The organism is Paenibacillus sp. FSL H7-0357, assembly GCF_000758525.1.
GTDB lineage: Bacteria > Bacillota > Bacilli > Paenibacillales > Paenibacillaceae > Paenibacillus_AQ.
Genome location: NZ_CP009241.1, coordinates 5800372 through 5816343, shown reverse-complemented (window position 1 = coordinate 5816343; position 15972 = coordinate 5800372). Strand labels below are relative to the sequence as shown.

The 15972-nt window shown below is 51.1% G+C and carries 12 protein-coding genes and 1 other RNA gene; 11 read left to right on the top strand and 2 right to left on the bottom strand.

The window, feature by feature from the left end; translation table 11 throughout:
* Positions 1–37: 37 nt before the first annotated feature.
* The 9 genes from glyQ (at position 38) to rnpB (ending at position 9951) form a co-directional block, all read left to right on the top strand.
* Entirely contained in the window at positions 38–925 is an 888-nt protein-coding gene (glyQ, locus tag H70357_RS25800) for a glycine--tRNA ligase subunit alpha (RefSeq protein ID WP_038595418.1), read from the top strand.
* Positions 918–2999 (top strand): glycine--tRNA ligase subunit beta, encoded by a 2082-nt coding sequence (glyS, locus tag H70357_RS25795; protein ID WP_038595417.1) that lies wholly within the window; start codon positions 918–920, stop codon positions 2997–2999. The genes glyQ and glyS overlap by 8 nt, the downstream gene beginning before the upstream one ends.
* Before the next feature lie 180 nt (positions 3000–3179).
* Positions 3180–3653, top strand: a complete 474-nt coding sequence (locus tag H70357_RS25790) for a YaiI/YqxD family protein (protein ID WP_038600475.1) — start codon at positions 3180–3182, stop codon at positions 3651–3653.
* 39 nt (positions 3654–3692) lie between these two features.
* Positions 3693–5513: a DNA primase gene (gene dnaG, locus H70357_RS25785; RefSeq protein ID WP_038600472.1), complete on the top strand. Its 1821-nt coding sequence runs from the start codon at positions 3693–3695 to the stop codon at positions 5511–5513.
* A gap of 40 nt (positions 5514–5553) precedes the next feature.
* Positions 5554–6687 (top strand): RNA polymerase sigma factor RpoD, encoded by a 1134-nt coding sequence (rpoD, locus tag H70357_RS25780; protein ID WP_038595416.1) that lies wholly within the window; start codon positions 5554–5556, stop codon positions 6685–6687.
* 95 nt (positions 6688–6782) lie between these two features.
* A complete protein-coding gene (locus H70357_RS25775) occupies positions 6783–7607 on the top strand; it encodes a hypothetical protein (protein ID WP_038595414.1) in 825 nt (274 codons plus the stop codon).
* Complete coding sequence (locus tag H70357_RS25770; RefSeq protein ID WP_038595413.1) at positions 7604–8383, top strand: tRNA (adenine(22)-N(1))-methyltransferase; 780 nt, start codon at positions 7604–7606, stop codon at positions 8381–8383. Before H70357_RS25775 ends, H70357_RS25770 begins: the two co-directional genes overlap by 4 nt.
* Positions 8359–9474: a Nif3-like dinuclear metal center hexameric protein gene (locus H70357_RS25765; RefSeq protein ID WP_038595412.1), complete on the top strand. Its 1116-nt coding sequence runs from the start codon at positions 8359–8361 to the stop codon at positions 9472–9474. Before H70357_RS25770 ends, H70357_RS25765 begins: the two co-directional genes overlap by 25 nt.
* Positions 9475–9536: 62 nt before the next feature.
* An RNA gene (gene rnpB, locus H70357_RS34730) (RNase P RNA component class A) lies at positions 9537–9951 on the top strand.
* A gap of 498 nt (positions 9952–10449) precedes the next feature.
* Here rnpB and H70357_RS25760 read toward each other — a convergent pair.
* Positions 10450–11682 carry an aminotransferase-like domain-containing protein gene (locus H70357_RS25760; protein WP_038595411.1) on the bottom strand — a complete coding sequence of 411 codons (1233 nt, stop codon included), beginning with the start codon at positions 11680–11682 and terminating at the stop codon, positions 10450–10452.
* Positions 11683–11774: 92 nt separating this feature from the next.
* Between H70357_RS25760 and pdxR the strand changes: the two genes are divergently transcribed.
* Complete coding sequence (pdxR, locus tag H70357_RS25755; protein ID WP_038595410.1) at positions 11775–13214, top strand: MocR-like pyridoxine biosynthesis transcription factor PdxR; 1440 nt, start codon at positions 11775–11777, stop codon at positions 13212–13214.
* Here pdxR and H70357_RS25750 read toward each other — a convergent pair.
* Entirely contained in the window at positions 13211–15100 is a 1890-nt protein-coding gene (locus tag H70357_RS25750; protein WP_038595409.1) for a S8 family peptidase, read from the bottom strand. The genes pdxR and H70357_RS25750 overlap by 4 nt on opposite strands.
* Before the next feature lie 225 nt (positions 15101–15325).
* Between H70357_RS25750 and H70357_RS25745 the strand changes: the two genes are divergently transcribed.
* Complete coding sequence (locus H70357_RS25745; protein ID WP_038595408.1) at positions 15326–15823, top strand: YpuI family protein; 498 nt, start codon at positions 15326–15328, stop codon at positions 15821–15823.
* The last annotated feature ends 149 nt before the right edge of the window (positions 15824–15972 follow it).

Genomic DNA, 15972 nt, shown 5'->3' with positions numbered 1-15972 from the left:
AGCGTGCCAAAAACTTGTAAGCGAAGGAGTCGGTAGTATGAATTTTCAGCAGATGATTTTGACACTGCAGCAGTTCTGGGCAGCAGAGAATTGTATTCTCGTCCAGCCGTATGATACGGAAAAAGGGGCGGGCACGATGAACCCCATGACGTTTTTGCGTTCGCTTGGACCGGAGCCGTGGAAAGTAGCTTACGTTGAGCCTTCCCGCCGTCCATCGGATGGACGTTATGGCGAGAACCCGAACCGCCTGTACCAGCATCACCAGTTCCAGGTGATCATCAAGCCTTCACCGGACAACATCCAGGAGCTTTATCTGGAAAGCCTGAAGGCGCTTGGCGTAGATCCGCTGCTGAATGATATCCGGTTTGTCGAAGATAACTGGGAGAATCCGTCGCTGGGTTGTGCAGGCCTTGGCTGGGAAGTATGGCTGAACGGCGAAGAGGTTACTCAGTTTACTTACTTCCAGCAAGTCGGAGGAATTGAGACCAAACCGGTTGCTGTTGAGATCACATACGGATTGGAACGGTTGGCTTCCAACATCATGAAGAAAGAAAATGTGTTTGATCTGGAATGGGTGGACGGCATGACCTATGGTGATGTATTCCATCAACCTGAGGTTGAGCACTCGACCTATACATTTGAAGTCTCCGATGTCAAAATGCTGTTCACACTCTTTAATACCTACGAAGAGGAAGCACGCAGAGCTATGGAGCACCATCTGGTGTTTCCGGCTTACGATTATGTGCTGAAATGCTCGCATACCTTCAATCTTCTGGATGCACGCGGAGCGATCAGCGTTACCGAACGCACGGGCTTTATTACGCGGGTGCGGAATCTGGCCCGTACCGTTGCGGCGACATATCTTGAGGAACGCGAGAAGCTTGGCTTCCCGCTGCTGAAGAAAGAAGGTGCTGACCTTGTCTAAAGATATATTGTTCGAGATCGGTTTGGAAGAGGTACCTGCACGCTTCATCCGCGCTGCGATGGAGCAGTTGAAAGACAGAACAACTAAATGGCTGGAAGCTTCGCGTATTTCCCATGGCGGAGTCAACGCATATGCAACACCGCGCCGCCTTACGGTTCTGGTGAAGGATGCTGCCGAAAGGCAAGAGGATATCAGCGAAGAGGTGAAGGGCCCTTCTCGTAAAATCGCGTTGGACGCGAGCGGCGAGTGGAGCAAGGCCGCACTCGGCTTTGCCCGCAGCCAAGGGGTGTCGACGGAGCAGTTTACATTTAAAGAATTGGCCGGAGTGGAGTATATCTACGCCACCAAAAACAGTGAAGGTGTAAATACTTCCTCGCTATTGTCCGAAGGACTCAGCGGCATTGTCAGCTCGATGACCTTTCCGAAAAATATGCGCTGGGGAGCGTATGATTTTAAATTTGTCCGTCCGATCCGCTGGCTGGTTGCCTTGTTTGGGCAAGAGATCATTGATCTGGAAATTACAGGGGTTAAAGCAGGCAATACCAGCCGTGGCCACCGTTTCCTTGGAACGAATGTTGTTATTGCTGAACCTGCAGATTATGTGGAAGCTATGCGTGCGCAGCACGTGCTGGTTGATGTGAAGGAACGCGAAGAGCTGATTCTGAACCAGATCAACAAGCTGGCAGCAGAGAAAAGCTGGACAATTGCCATCAAAGAAGATCTGCTGGAGGAAGTGCTGTTCCTGGTAGAAACACCGACTGTGCTGTTTGGCACATTCGATCCTTCCTTCTTGAACATTCCGCAGGATGTGCTGATCACTTCAATGCGCGAGCATCAGCGTTACTTCCCGGTCTTAGATAGCGCAGGCACACTCCTGCCGTTCTTCGTTACCGTGCGTAACGGAAATGCAGAATCGCTGGACGTCATTGCCAAGGGGAACGAAAAGGTGTTGCGTGCCCGCCTATCGGATGCGAAGTTCTTCTATGGGGAAGATCAGAAAATGCAGATCAGCGATGCGCTGGCTAAGCTGGAATCAATCGTGTATCACGAAGAGCTGGGCAGCGTTGGCGATAAGGTCCGCCGCATCCGGGCCATTTCTGACAAGCTCGCTGCGAAGCTGGGGCTGTCCGCAGATACCGCGGCTGAAGTCAGCCGTACGGCCGATATTTGCAAATTCGATCTGGTGACGCAGATGGTCTATGAGTTCCCTGAGCTTCAGGGCACAATGGGTGAAGATTATGCCCGCAAAGCGGGAGAAGCGGAAAATGTGGCAAAAGGTATTTTTGAGCATTATCAGCCGCGTTTTGCCGGAGATGCAGTTCCTTCTACGCAAGCTGGTCTTATAGTCAGCCTGGCCGATAAAATCGATACGATCGTGGGCTGCTTCTCCATCGGTATTATTCCGACCGGTTCACAAGACCCTTACGCGCTTCGCCGCCAGGCGGCAGGCATCGTGCAGATGGTGCTGGAGCATCAATTGCCAATCTCTTTGCAGGAAATTTTCGCTGCGGCTTTGGAAATTCATGAAAATTTGCGCACAGAGAAACATTTTGCCCCTGAACTGCGTATAAACCTTTACGAGTTCTTCGGTCTGCGCGTAAAACGACTCTTGTCCGACGACAATATCCGCTACGATGTGGTGGATGCAGTGACTGCCGCTGGTTTTGATGACATTGTCGCTGTTGTAGGCAGAAGCCGTGCGCTTACCGATGCTGTGAATGAAGTCGCTGATTTCAAGATCACTGTGGATTCGCTGACTCGTATCAGCAATCTGGCAGCGAAGGCGCCGGAAGGCATTGTGGTTGAGCCTTCATTGCTGAAAGAAGAGGCTGAGCTTAAGCTGTACGAAACATGGCAGGGTATTCACACGCCGTATCATGAAGCGCTCACTGCCCGAAATGCAGCTGAAGCGCTGCGGATTCTTTCCGGCCTTAAGGATGCCGTTACCGGGTTCTTCGATTCCGTAATGGTTATGGCTGAAGATGAGGGAATACGTGCGAACCGTCTTGCGCTGCTGGCCGGCATTGATGCCGACTCCAAATCTTTTGCCGATTTCGGTAAGCTGGTTTGGTAAAACCCGGCAGCATTCAAGTAATGTTTGTGATTTTTATGGTATAGATCGATGGTTTAGGGTATAAATATACGGAACGGTGCCAATGCGTAAGTTGACATTCGTTCCGTATTTATGCTTTATCAAAGAAGGATTTTTCGTTTGGCAAAGCGTATATATATTACACGGGAATTTGGTGATGTCATGTTGAGATCCCAAGAAAGAACAATTGTAGTCGACGGGGACGCGTGCCCGGTCAAGAAGGAAATCGTTGCTGTAGCCCGTTCTTTCGGCATTCCGGTATTGATGGTTTCTTCTTTTGACCATGTGCTGCAAGCTGAAGAAGGTGTTACTGTGGTGCAGGTGGACCGCGGCGCAGACAGTGCAGACCTGTATATTGCCAATCATGTTTCTGCTGGAGATGTAGTCATTACACAGGATTACGGCCTGGCGGCACTTGCGCTCGGCAAACGTTGCAAGGTGCTCTCTAACCGGGGACAGGAATATGACAATTCCAACATGGATTTTATGCTGGAGAGCAGGCATGCCAGTGCGGTGGAACGCAGGCGGGGGCACTATTCCAAGGGTCCAAAAGCCATCACCGCAGAGGAAAAAATGAATTTTCAACATAAACTGACAAAACTTTTAACAATTTTGCAGGAGAATGTGGAGCTATAGCGAATTATATTTATTTGTTAAGAGATGAAGGTGGTTGAAGTGGCTAGCGGACACGGTAATATTCCAGAAGAAGTTATCGAGAGCGTGCTGGCGCGGCATGACATTGTCGATACCGTCGGTAAGGTTGTCCATTTGTCCAAGCAGGGGAAATATTTATGGGGCCTCTGCCCGTTCCATTCGGAGAAATCCCCTTCCTTCACCGTAACCCCGGACCGGGGAGTTTTTCATTGCTTTGGCTGTGGTATGGGCGGAAATGCCATCAAATTCAGGATGGAAATCGAAGGGTTATCCTTCCCCGAAGCAGTCAGAATAATGGCGGAAGAAAGCGATATTGCTATTCCCGAAGGCAAAGGAGGCACATTATCTCCTCCCGATCCTGAGCGGGACCGGCTGATACAGGCTTATGAGTTGTCGGCCAAATTTTATCATTTTTTGCTGAAGAACACGGAATACGGCACTGCCGCAATGAATTATTTAAGATCCCGGAACTTCAGTGATAAAATGATCGACCAGTTTCAAATCGGCTATGCTCCAGACCGATGGGACACCCTGCTGCAGTTTCTGGAGAAACGGAATTTTGATCTTGCTGAAATGGAAAAGGGCGGGCTGTTGTCTGCCAGGGGCGAGGGCAAAGGGTATCTCGACCGTTTTCGCGGGCGCGTTATTTTTCCGATTGCGAACCGCACAGGCAAGACCATCGCTTTTGCCGGAAGAATTCTTGGGGAAGGTCAGCCGAAATATTTGAATTCCCCGGAGAGCAGACTATTTAACAAAAGCCGGATTCTGTACAATTTGCACCAGTCCAAAGCATCCATCCGCAAAACGCGGCAAATCGTCCTCTTCGAAGGATACGGCGATGTCATTTCGGCCTGGGAAGCAGGTGTGCATAACGGCGTGGCTACCATGGGAACCTCGCTGACTGAGGGACATGTAGCCCTGATGAAAAGTCTGGCTGACGAGATTGTTCTTGCCTACGATGGCGACCGGGCGGGACAAGCTGCAGCGATGAAGGCAATCCCGATGCTGGAAAGCAATGATCTGCGGGTGAAGGTTGCCGTGCTGCCGAGCGGTCTGGATCCGGATGAATTTATCTCCCGTCACGGCGGGGACAGATTCAAGGAACAGGTGATGGATTCGGTGGTATCATCCATAAAATTTAAGCTTATATATCTGAAAAAAAACCATATACTCCTAGAGGAAGACGGCAAAATCGCCTATGTCAAGGAGGCATTGGAGATTATTGCATCACTGCAATCTTCGACCGAGCGTGAAGTTTATCTGCGGGAAATATCCTCAGAGCTGGAGCTGTCATATGATAGCTTAAAGCAGGATTGCAACTTGCTGCGGGCGTCGATGCAAAAAAACATCCCCGAAGGGGATAATAACGATAAAAGGTGGAATAATGGTAGGCATAAAAAAGGGCAAGTGCAGACACCTACTTTACTGCCCGCTTATCATGTTGCGGAACGGCGCCTGCTATCCTTTATGATTCAGGACCCGGAAGCTGCTACTTATGTAGGCGAACGCCTCGGAGAAGAGTTCAACATCGATGATCATGCGGCAATCGCCGCTTATCTATATGCCTATTATGCGCAAGGCAAACCACCCGGCATCAGCCGTTTTTTATCATCACTACAGGATGATCGTCTGGAGAAGACTGCAACAGCGATATCCATGATGGACACACCGCCGGATTGGAATACGCAGGTTTTGGACGATTGTATCCGTGAAGTGAGGAAGTACCCCCTGCAGCGCAGGATGGAGCAAAAACGCGAAGAAATGATTCAAGCGGAGAAATCCGGTGACTTTTTGCGTGCGGCACAAATTGCAAGTGAGATTATAACCCTAGAGAGACAATAAGGAATTGACAGGATGTACCTAGGGAGGAGGGAGTCGAATTATGGCGAACGATCAGCACACTGAACTGGAAGCAGAATTTACTCTGGATCAGGTTAAGGACCAGCTTATTGAGCACGGCAAGAAAAGATCATCATTGAACTACAAAGATATTATGGAGAAATTGTCGCCGTTTGATCAAGACCCTGAGCAGATGGAGGAATTCTACGAGCAGCTCAGCGACCTCGGTATCGAGGTTGTAAATGAGAATGACGAGGAAGGTTCACCGCTCCGCCAGAGCGAGGACAACGAGAATAGCGACTCTGACGACTTCAGCTTTGACGACGATTTGTCGCTGCCGCCGGGAATCAAAATTAACGACCCCGTCCGGATGTATCTGAAGGAAATCGGACGTGTGCCGTTGCTCTCGGCTGACGATGAAGTCGAACTGGCCATGAGAATCAAAAATGGTGATGAGGAAGCGAAACGCCGGCTGGCCGAAGCGAATCTGCGGCTCGTTGTCAGTATCGCCAAGCGTTATGTTGGACGCGGCATGCTGTTCCTGGATTTGATCCAGGAGGGCAATATGGGTCTGATCAAAGCGGTTGAGAAATTTGACCACAATAAAGGGTTCAAATTCAGTACCTATGCTACTTGGTGGATTCGCCAGGCTATTACGCGGGCTATCGCTGACCAGGCGCGGACAATCCGTATTCCAGTGCATATGGTGGAGACCATCAATAAGCTGATTCGTGTCTCCCGTCAGCTGCTGCAAGAGCTTGGACGCGAGCCTTCGCCGGAAGAAATTGCGGCTGAAATGGAATTGACGGTTGAGAAAGTCAGAGAAATCATGAAGATTGCCCAAGAGCCGGTTTCCCTGGAAACACCAATCGGTGAAGAGGATGATTCGCATCTGGGCGATTTCATTGAGGATCAGGAGGCGCTTGCTCCTGCGGATGCAGCAGCCTATGAACTGCTGAAGGAACAGCTGGAGGATGTGCTGGACACGCTCACCGAGCGTGAAGAGAACGTGCTTCGTCTTCGTTTCGGTCTGGATGACGGCCGGACGAGAACGCTTGAGGAAGTGGGTAAAGTATTCGGCGTAACCCGTGAGCGGATCCGCCAGATTGAAGCAAAAGCGCTGCGTAAGCTGCGCCACCCAAGCCGCAGCAAACGGCTTAAAGATTTCCTCGAATAGGTTTCATAAACCGGACCTTCTGCTGCACGGTGGCAGGAGGTCCTTTTATCTTGAGATACACCTAAGTAAAGGTGTGAAAAGAGAGGGATTAGCCGTTGAATTTGGAAAAACGAGAAATTATATTAAGAGAAATTCATTACTGGAGAAGGAGCAAGCTACTGCCTGAGCAGTATTGCGACTTCTTGACCAACCTTTACGATGATGAGAAGGAGATCAAAGACAGCAATCCGATCTCGCTGAAAAATCTTCAGCAGGGCAGCATCAAAATATGGTTGTTTGGTTTTGGAATTATTTCCTTGATTTTCTTGATTAGTCTTTATTTTAGCGTTTTTCCTTGGCCTTTGCAACTTGCCACAGCTCTATGTGTACTAATTGTTTGTTACGGTTACTCGGCTATTTACCGGGACCGAAACCACATGATCAGTCTTGTTTTGGCAGGAGTTGGCAGTGTACTGACGATAGGATTTGGCCTCTGGCTCATTGCTCTGCATGATCTGAACGCGGACTTTTGGCGGCCGCTGCTGATCGCAGGATGCGGCCTATTGTGGGTGATACTCGGATTCACATTGCGTATAGGCTTGCTGCACTATTGCGGGTTTGCCTTCTGGGCCCTGCTCTATGCCGGGTTCTCCGGCCAAATGCGCCCTGATGCTTCGGTCCTGGAGCTTGAGCTGCTCTGGCTGCCGCTCTGCATACTGATGGTCTGGCTGAGCTGGTTGTTGTACCACAGGATCAAAGGGGTTTCAGGGGTATATTTGGGCGTCGGAGTGTCGCTGTGGCTGATGCCGGAGATTGATGCGCTGTGGCTCAGACCGGATTATCCGGAATGGGTGTCGCTGGTGTTAATATTCAAGATTGCAGCCGGCCTTGCGCTGCTGTTTATTTTCCGAAAAAAATGGATAACGTGGGTGGCCTCATGAACAACGTAAAATTATCAAACCGGCTCCAGCTTGTGCTGGAGCAGATTCCAACAGGCAGCAAACTTGCCGATATCGGCTCGGATCATGCCCTGCTTCCGGTAGCAGCCTTGAGAAGCGGGAAAGCGGTCTCTGCAATAGCAGGTGAAGTCAATCCAGGACCTTATGAAGCAGCACGTAGAGGTGTGGCGGAGGCGGGTCTGGGCAAACAGATTGAGGTGCGGCGCGGAGACGGTCTCGAAGTGCTGGAGCCGGGTGAAGCTGACAGCATCTCCATCGCCGGAATGGGCGGCGCATTGATTGCCGCTATCCTGGACCGCGGCAAAAGCCTCGGCAAGCTTGCAGGTGTGAAGCTGCTTGCGCTGCAGCCAAATGTGGGCGAGGATATTCTGCGCCGCTGGCTGCTGAACAACCACTGGGTGCTTACGGCAGAGCATATCCTGGAAGAAGACGGGAAAATATATGAAATACTGACGGCGGTCCCTGAGGGTGAAGCTGCAGGGATCACAAATGAGCAGCTTTATCATGAACGGCAGCTTGCCGGTGGCAACATGGTATGCAGCAAGGAGCTGCTTCTGCAAATGGGGCCTTGGCTGCTGCAAGCGCCAAACTCCGTATTTACTGCCAAATGGCAGAGTGAGATTGCAAAATTGGAAGGGATTCTGGCTTCCTTGTCCCGCTCGGAGCTTGAATCTGCGGAAGAAAAGCGCAGCAGGATCACGGCACAGATCACAACAATCTCGGAGGTGCTGAAATGTACGCCAAAGGACAAACTGTAATCGGGTATATGGAGCAGCTTGCCCCGAAACATCTGGCTGAGGAATGGGACAACATCGGCCTTCAGCTGGGCAGCCTGCAGAAAGAAATTACCGGCGTGCTGGTTGCACTGGACGTCAACGACGACATTGTGGACGAAGCGATTGCTCAGGGCTGCAACCTGATCATCGCCCATCACGCGATTATCTTTCGTCCGCTTAAGGGGATACAGACCGAAACACCGATGGGCAAGCTCTATGAGAAGCTGATCAAAAATGATATTGCCGTATACATCAGCCATACCAACCTGGATGTCGCTGAAGGCGGGATGAACGATTGGATGGCGGAAGCGCTTGGCATCGAGAACGGTGCGCCGATCAAGGACATTCATACCGAGCAGTTGTCCAAGCTGGTTGTATTCGTGCCGAAGGATCATCACCAGAAGGTGCTGGACGCCATCCTGAATGCCGGTGCAGGCTGGATTGGCAACTACAGCCATTGCAGCTTCAACATCGAAGGCTACGGCACCTTCATTCCGCGTGAAGGCTCGCAACCTTATATTGGAGAAGCGGGTAAAATGGAACGCGCCGAGGAAGTCCGCATCGAAACGATCGTGCCGCTGTCTATCCGCAATAAAGTAGTTCAGGCGATGCTTAAAGCTCATCCTTACGAAGAGGTGGCGTATGATCTTTATTCCATGGACCTTAAAGGCCGCAGCCTTGGACTCGGCAGAGTAGGCAAGCTTAAGGAGCCAACAACGCTTGGCGAATTTATCGAGACGGTCAAAACGGGCCTGAAGGTCGATCACGTTCGTGTTGTGGGCGATTTGAACCGCCCCATCCGCAAAGCGGCTGTAATGGGCGGCTCGGGGGCGAAGTATTATAACAGCGCCATCTTCAAAGGAGCCGATGTACTGGTGACTGGCGATGTCGATTATCATACGGCTCAAGATGCTTACTTGGCCGGCATCTCATTAATTGATCCGGGACATAATGCGGAGAAGATTATGAAGGAGAAAGTGGCCGATTGGATTCAGGGCAAGCTGGCTGAGCATAAGTACGGCACAGCGGTGTATGCTTCGCAGATTGATACAGAGCCTTTCAAATTCCTGTAGATTCCCTTTATTTACACTTGTGCAGGTTGCGGCAAATCTGTATAATATACAATGTTGATCGGGAAGTTTGACAGACAATCGCCGGTGTGCGTGAAGACGCCGCGGGAGGAAAGTCCGGGCTCCACAAGGCAGGGTGCTGGATAACATCCAGTCGGCGCGAGCCGAAGGATAGTGCCACAGAAATGGACCGCCGATGGCCGCTTTCGGGCGGCACAGGCAAGGATGGAACCGAGGTGTAAGAGACCCCGAGGAACGCTGGTGACTTCGTTCCTGGTAAACCCCATCTGGAGCAAGACCTAATGAGACGCAGCGCTTCCTTAACCGGAAGAGCAGCCTTCGCCTGAGGCGTGTCTAGGTTGGTCGCTGGAGCTGTGCAGTAATGTATGGCCTAGATAGATGATTGTCGCTTATGGTGGGAGGGTAGTTCCCGTTTGAACCACGACGAGCACAGAACCCGGCTTACGGCAAACTTTCCTAACTGACAACTCTTATGAACTGTTATACTGTGAAGCTTATATACGACAGACAGCGGCCTTCCTTTGGAAGGCCGCTTTTTTAACGCCTTAGTTCAAAGATGAAAAAGACCGCATCGCTCCCTGTTTGCACGAGGACGGTACGATCTTTTTTGTTGTTTTAGATGATCACTCTGGCGGATCTCAGTGACGTTATTTACGTGATAATACTCTTTTTGTCGTAGAAGCGGACTCAGGCGGCGTTATTTACTAAAATAGTGAGGTTAATAGCGGTTCTATTGCTAAATAACTGCACTGGAGTCCGCACCAGGCATTATTGAGCTGATTTTTGACAAATTAGGTCTCTGGAGTCCGTGCCAAAAGCAGACCATGTAGAGTCTTAGGGCAAGAGCAGTGTTTTTTGCGAAATTCTACCTTCAGACTAAGCATGAACGTGTCGGAGTATTCCTGGCTGGTCAAGCAGAAGCAACAATATCTGACAGGCAACGCAGCGGGGTCTCTGTTATTCCAGCGTCGGCATGAGCGTTGTCTCCAGGCTCTGGGAGTACTGGCTGATGGCCTGTTCCAGCCGCCCTACAGCGAGCGGAACCAGCTCCGGCGGAGTATGGGTGAAGTTAAGCCGCATTGCATTTCTCACCGGCTTGGCGGAATAGAATACTTCACCGGGTACAAAGGCTACACCTTGCTCCACGGCGAATGGAAGCAGCCTGGCAGTGTTAATAGTGGTGGACAGCTTCAGCCATAGGAACATCCCGCCTCGTGGTTCTTCGAACTTTGCGTCTTCCCAGCCGCGCGACGACAGCTCGGCTGAGAGCTGTTTCATCCGTGAGTGGTATTCGCGGGAGATAAGACGGATATGTCCCTCAAGGTCAAAGACCCGAAGCAGTTCATAGAGGGCACGCTGGTCTATGGTGCTGGAATGCAGGTCGGCTGCCTGCTTCGCTTTGGCAACTACCCGGATCAGCTCAGCCGGGCCGATAATCCAGCCGGTACGCAGGGCAGGTGCGACTATCTTGGAGAATGTTCCCGTGTAGACGACACAGGAATCCTCTCCGCAGCTTCTGTCGATCGCTGCCAGTGATGGAGGATAAGCATCAGCGGAGTCGTCGAACTTAATTTCACCGTAAGGGTTGTCTTCAAGAATCAGCACGCCATATCGTCGGCACAGGGAAACAACTTGTTCGCGGCGTTCCTTGCTCCATGTGGCCCCGGAGGGGTTGTTGAAGGTAGGGACGGCATAGAGCAGCTTGGGGCGGTGTGTGCGAAGCTGCTCCTCCAGATGGTCCGGCAGCATGCCGGATTCATCGCTCTGAACAATGTGAATGTCAGCCCGGTAGGAGTTCATCACCTGCAAGGCCGCCATATATGTTGGAGCTTCCACGAGGACAGCGTCTCCGGGATCAAGCAGTATTTTGCACAGCAGGTCGATGGCTTGCTGGGAGCCTGTGGTGAGGAGCATTTCCGAGATATCGGTGGGGATACCCTGACGGGTCAGCCTGGCCACAACCTGCTCACGCAGCGGAATATAGCCTTCGGTCAGACCATATTGCAGTGCCGATGTCTCGCCGGCAAGGGCGCGGCTGTAAGCCTCACGAACAGCTTCCACCGGGAAGAAGTCTTCGGCGGGCAGCCCGCCTGCCAGCGAAATGATGTCTTTGCCTTGGGTAATCTTCAGAATCTCACGAACTGCCGAGGATCCCAGATGTTCCGTCATCGTAGAGTAATTGATCTTCATAAAAATGCTCCCCGTTTTACAATTTTGTTGTATCATAACGGCATAGCGGTATAACAGTAAAGCGTTGAATATAACAGTGGGGGGAAGTGCAGATGCATATTGATTTACTCCGCAGCGGCAGTAAATCTCTGCCGCAGCAAATCAGCGAAACGATGGCCCAGCGGATCACTTCGGGATTGCTGCAGCCGGGAGCCCGCCTGCCTTCCGTGAGAAATCTGGCATCTTCCCTGAAGGTAAGCCAGGTAACGGTAAGCAAAGCTTATGCTGAACTGGAAAGTCACGGGCATATCAGCTGCAGCCAGGGAAAGGGCTGTTTTGTAGCCGAGAAAGCGCGAATGTCCCTGGATGCTGGAGCGGGGTGGCAGGACGGGTATGACGACTTTTTGCCGCGGGCTCAGCTATGGCGTAATTTTGATTATTCCAAGGTGGAATATCCTTTTCATATGGCGGCGATTCATGGTGATCTGCTTCCGCTGGATTCTATCGGTGCGACCATGTCAACGCTTGTGACCGAACAGCCGGAGCTAATGGCTTCGTACGGCAATTTCCAGGGGGATCTGGAGCTGCGGGAAGTGATGTGCAGACATCTGCAAGGTCATGGAATTCATCTGCGCTCATCTGATTTAATGATCACGAGCGGAACCCAGCAGGGGATTGATCTGGTGGCCCGGACGTTTGTCGGCCCTGGGGATACCGTGTACCTGGAAGCGCCCAGCTATACGGGGGCTATAGATGTTTTTGCCGGCCGGGGGGCGGAGATGATCTTTGTGCCCATGGACAACGAAGGAATGAAAGTGGATGTGCTCACTAAACTATGCGACCGGAGACCGCCGAAGCTAATCTATACCAATCCTACGTTCCAGAATCCGAGCGGCGTCACGATGAGTATCACAAGAAGACAGCGGCTGCTGGAACTCGCCAGAAGCTACCGCTGTCTCATTGTGGAGGATGATCCGTTCAGTGATCTGTATTTCCGCAAGCCGCCTCCGCCTTCGATCAAATCGATGGATGCAGAAGGGCATGTTGTGTACATGAAAAGCTTCAGCAAAGTCATTGCCCCAGGCTGCAGAATTGCCTGCGTTGCCGCCGGAGGCAACATTCTCTCCCGGCTGATTGCCGCCAAATCGGCGAGTGATCTCGGGAGCCCCCTGCTGACCCAGAAGGCGGTGCTTCCGTTCATCGCGCGCAAATATGAGACTTACGCAGAGCAACTGCGAACCGCGTTACGGGGACGCATGGAGAAGGCGGCAAAGCTGCTGAAACAGCATGCCCCTCAGGGAGTGTCCTGGAATCTGCCTGAGGGCGGGCTGAATCTGTGGCTGCAGCTGCCTACGGCCAGCGGCATCGGCAGGCTGCATGAGCTGGCAGAGCAGGAGGGCATCTCTTTCCTTCCGGGCGATGTCTGCTACTCCGGAGAGGTCCCTTCCCGGCATATCCGGCTATGTTATTCGCAGATGAAGGAAGCGGATATGGAACGCGGGCTGCGGCTGTTCCTGAAGCTCTTGGACAAGCATCTCAGCTCTGTCCGTTAATTGCTGTTCTCCAGACTGTGCTGCATGGATTTCAATTGACGATCAACATGCTGCGGGAATAGCTGCAGCGGAACTACACTTCCTCCGGCTGCCCGGAGTGTTCTATAGATGTCGACCTGACCCCAGCCATAATATTTATCATGGCCGGTATCGCCGAGGTCGACGGCGTTCGAGATCATCAGCTCCATGACCTCCTTATTGGTCAGCGCCGGGTTGAGCGAACGTACAAGTCCCGCGAGTGCAGCTACATGGGGGCTGGCCATAGAGGTGCCGGACAATGCTGCATACTGGTTGTCGGGGTAGGTGCTGGCGATGCTTTCCCCGGGTGCGGTGACATCGATGTAATCCCCATAATTGGAGAAAGAGGCTTTTTCTCCATTAGCGTTAGTCGCGGCAACCGCCAGAACCTCCTCATAAGCAGCGGGAAATCCCGGACGTTCAGTGTTATCGTTGCCCGCTGCGGAAACGATAACGACATCGCGGTCATAGGCATACTTAATCGCATCATGCAGAAACTGCGAATCGGCATAGTTGCCGAGGCTGAGATTGATCACCTTGGCTCCGTTGTCGGCTGCCCAAATAATACCCTCAGCGACGGAATACGTGGTGCCTGCGCCGGAGTTGTCCAGCGCTTTGACTGGAAGGATTTTGTTGTACCAGCTGATGCCGGCCACTCCCTCCTCGTTGTTGATCACTGCGCCGATAATGCCGGCTACATGGGTTCCATGCCCCACATCGTCATCCGGTGTCGAACCTTTTGCGACCGCGTTATATCCCGCCAGAAGCTGGCCCTGCAGATCCGGATGGCTTGCCTGTACGCCGGTATCGACCACAGCCACAACCACTTCCTTGCTGCCCTTGGACAAATTCCAGCCTTGCTCTGTTTGAATAGCCGGCAAATTCCATTGGTAGGTAGAGAACAGCAGATCATTAGGTGTAATTACACTGGCTCCTGTATTTTCGACTGCAGTCTCATTGGTTAAATACATATAGTGAGGCTCTGTATATTCAGGCTGCCATTTAGAGGTGAAGTAGGTTTTAAGCTCGGCATAGTTCATTTTATCCGAACGGAAAATATAGGCATATCCCAATTTGCGCGGCTCCTTGCAGCGGATGTCCGCAGTTATAGTCTGGATCTGTCCTGCAGTGAGATGACCGCTCTTAAAGCGTACGACGATTTCATTCTCGTAGAAATGGCTGGCGTTCTCATTATCATGGCCGGTCTTGACTGTGATATCCTTCAGCGTATCAGCATGAACCGATTCCACCCGGTACTTACCTTCCTTAGGATAAGGGATCAGCCGCAAATTTTTGAGCTGATGATCGGCGACACGGTCAAGGATCTTCTGATTAATCAGGGCAATGACACCAATTTTTCTATCCTGATCACGCTGAGCCATGAAATAATATTTCTTCTGACCGATGATGAAGGAAGGGGATTCATAGGATTGATGACCTCTGATCGCTGATTTTGCCGTATTCAGGTACTTCAGCAGCTGTTTGTTCTCCTGATCGCTGCCCTCCGGCAGTGAGGATTTGAAGGTGTGTGTTTGCTGGGTAACGAAATCGATCCAGATGAGCATGGTGATATGCCCGTGTCCTTGCTGCAGACGTTTGGCATATGCTGAAATATCTCGGGGTGCTGCACCATGCGTATCAGCAAGCATTGTTCTTAGGTGTTTACCGACGTCGGTCCGGTTCAGCCGGTCTGTAGCCTTAACATCCTGAACCAGGGAAGTTTTCTTGAATGTTTTTTCCTGTGAGGGATTAGGCACGGCTGCTTGTTTCAGCTTCCCGTCTCCTTCAGGCCGCAACGCAAACGTCAGTAGAACTACCGTGAACGCAGCGGTGACTAAACCGGCGACGGTTAAATTTTTACGGGACATATTTTCCGCTCCTTCATGGCATCGTAATAGCTATAGGTTTAGAAGAGAGCGCCCGTTTTATGCATCACAGAAAAGGATACCGCGTCCCAAGGTTTTATGTTAATATCAAAAAGAGTAATAGGAATAATTAAGTTACAGGGAAATAAGCAATACCTATTGTAGAATGACTACAAGAAGTTGAAAATGACTACAAGAAGCAAGGACTAATAAGGGGGAGCACTCGCCATGTCAGCAGCCAATGTGCAGAAATTGTGTGAAACGACGAGAGAAAAACTTAAATCCGTGATCGGTAAAATGGAATTATTCCTCAACAACCATGCCCTGCCTCAGCTAGTAACCGAAGAAGATGAAGAAACGGTAGCTTTTTATCAAGGTTTCCTGTCCGATCTCCGCCACCTGCTGGTATTCTCGGAAATGTCTTATGAGAAGCTGGGAGTTGCCCTGCGCCGCGCCACATTTGACGAAGCATTCGCGCAAAAAGCGCTATATAATGTATATCATTATGGAGTCAACAATTTCTTTTATCCAAAGAATGAGAGTTACTCCGAGGACGGCCGTTACGCTTACACAGGCCAGGATGCCATTCGTTTCCGCAAAAAGCCTGTTCGCCCGGCCCGTGATATTATTATGGAGATTACCAAAGTCTATGAAGAGCTGCGCGATGACCTCAATTATTATGAGAATGATTATTTAACTGAAAAGCGTATGCAAAACCAGGTTTAACATCTTATGTCATATTTCGCGAAATTCAAAGGATCGTTTCTGTCATATACACATGGCGGAACGGTCTTTTTTGTATTGATTAAGCTTTCTGCAAAGCATTGGGACACAGTGTTTTTTGTGGGTTTTGTGGAGGGGACTGGCACCTCGTC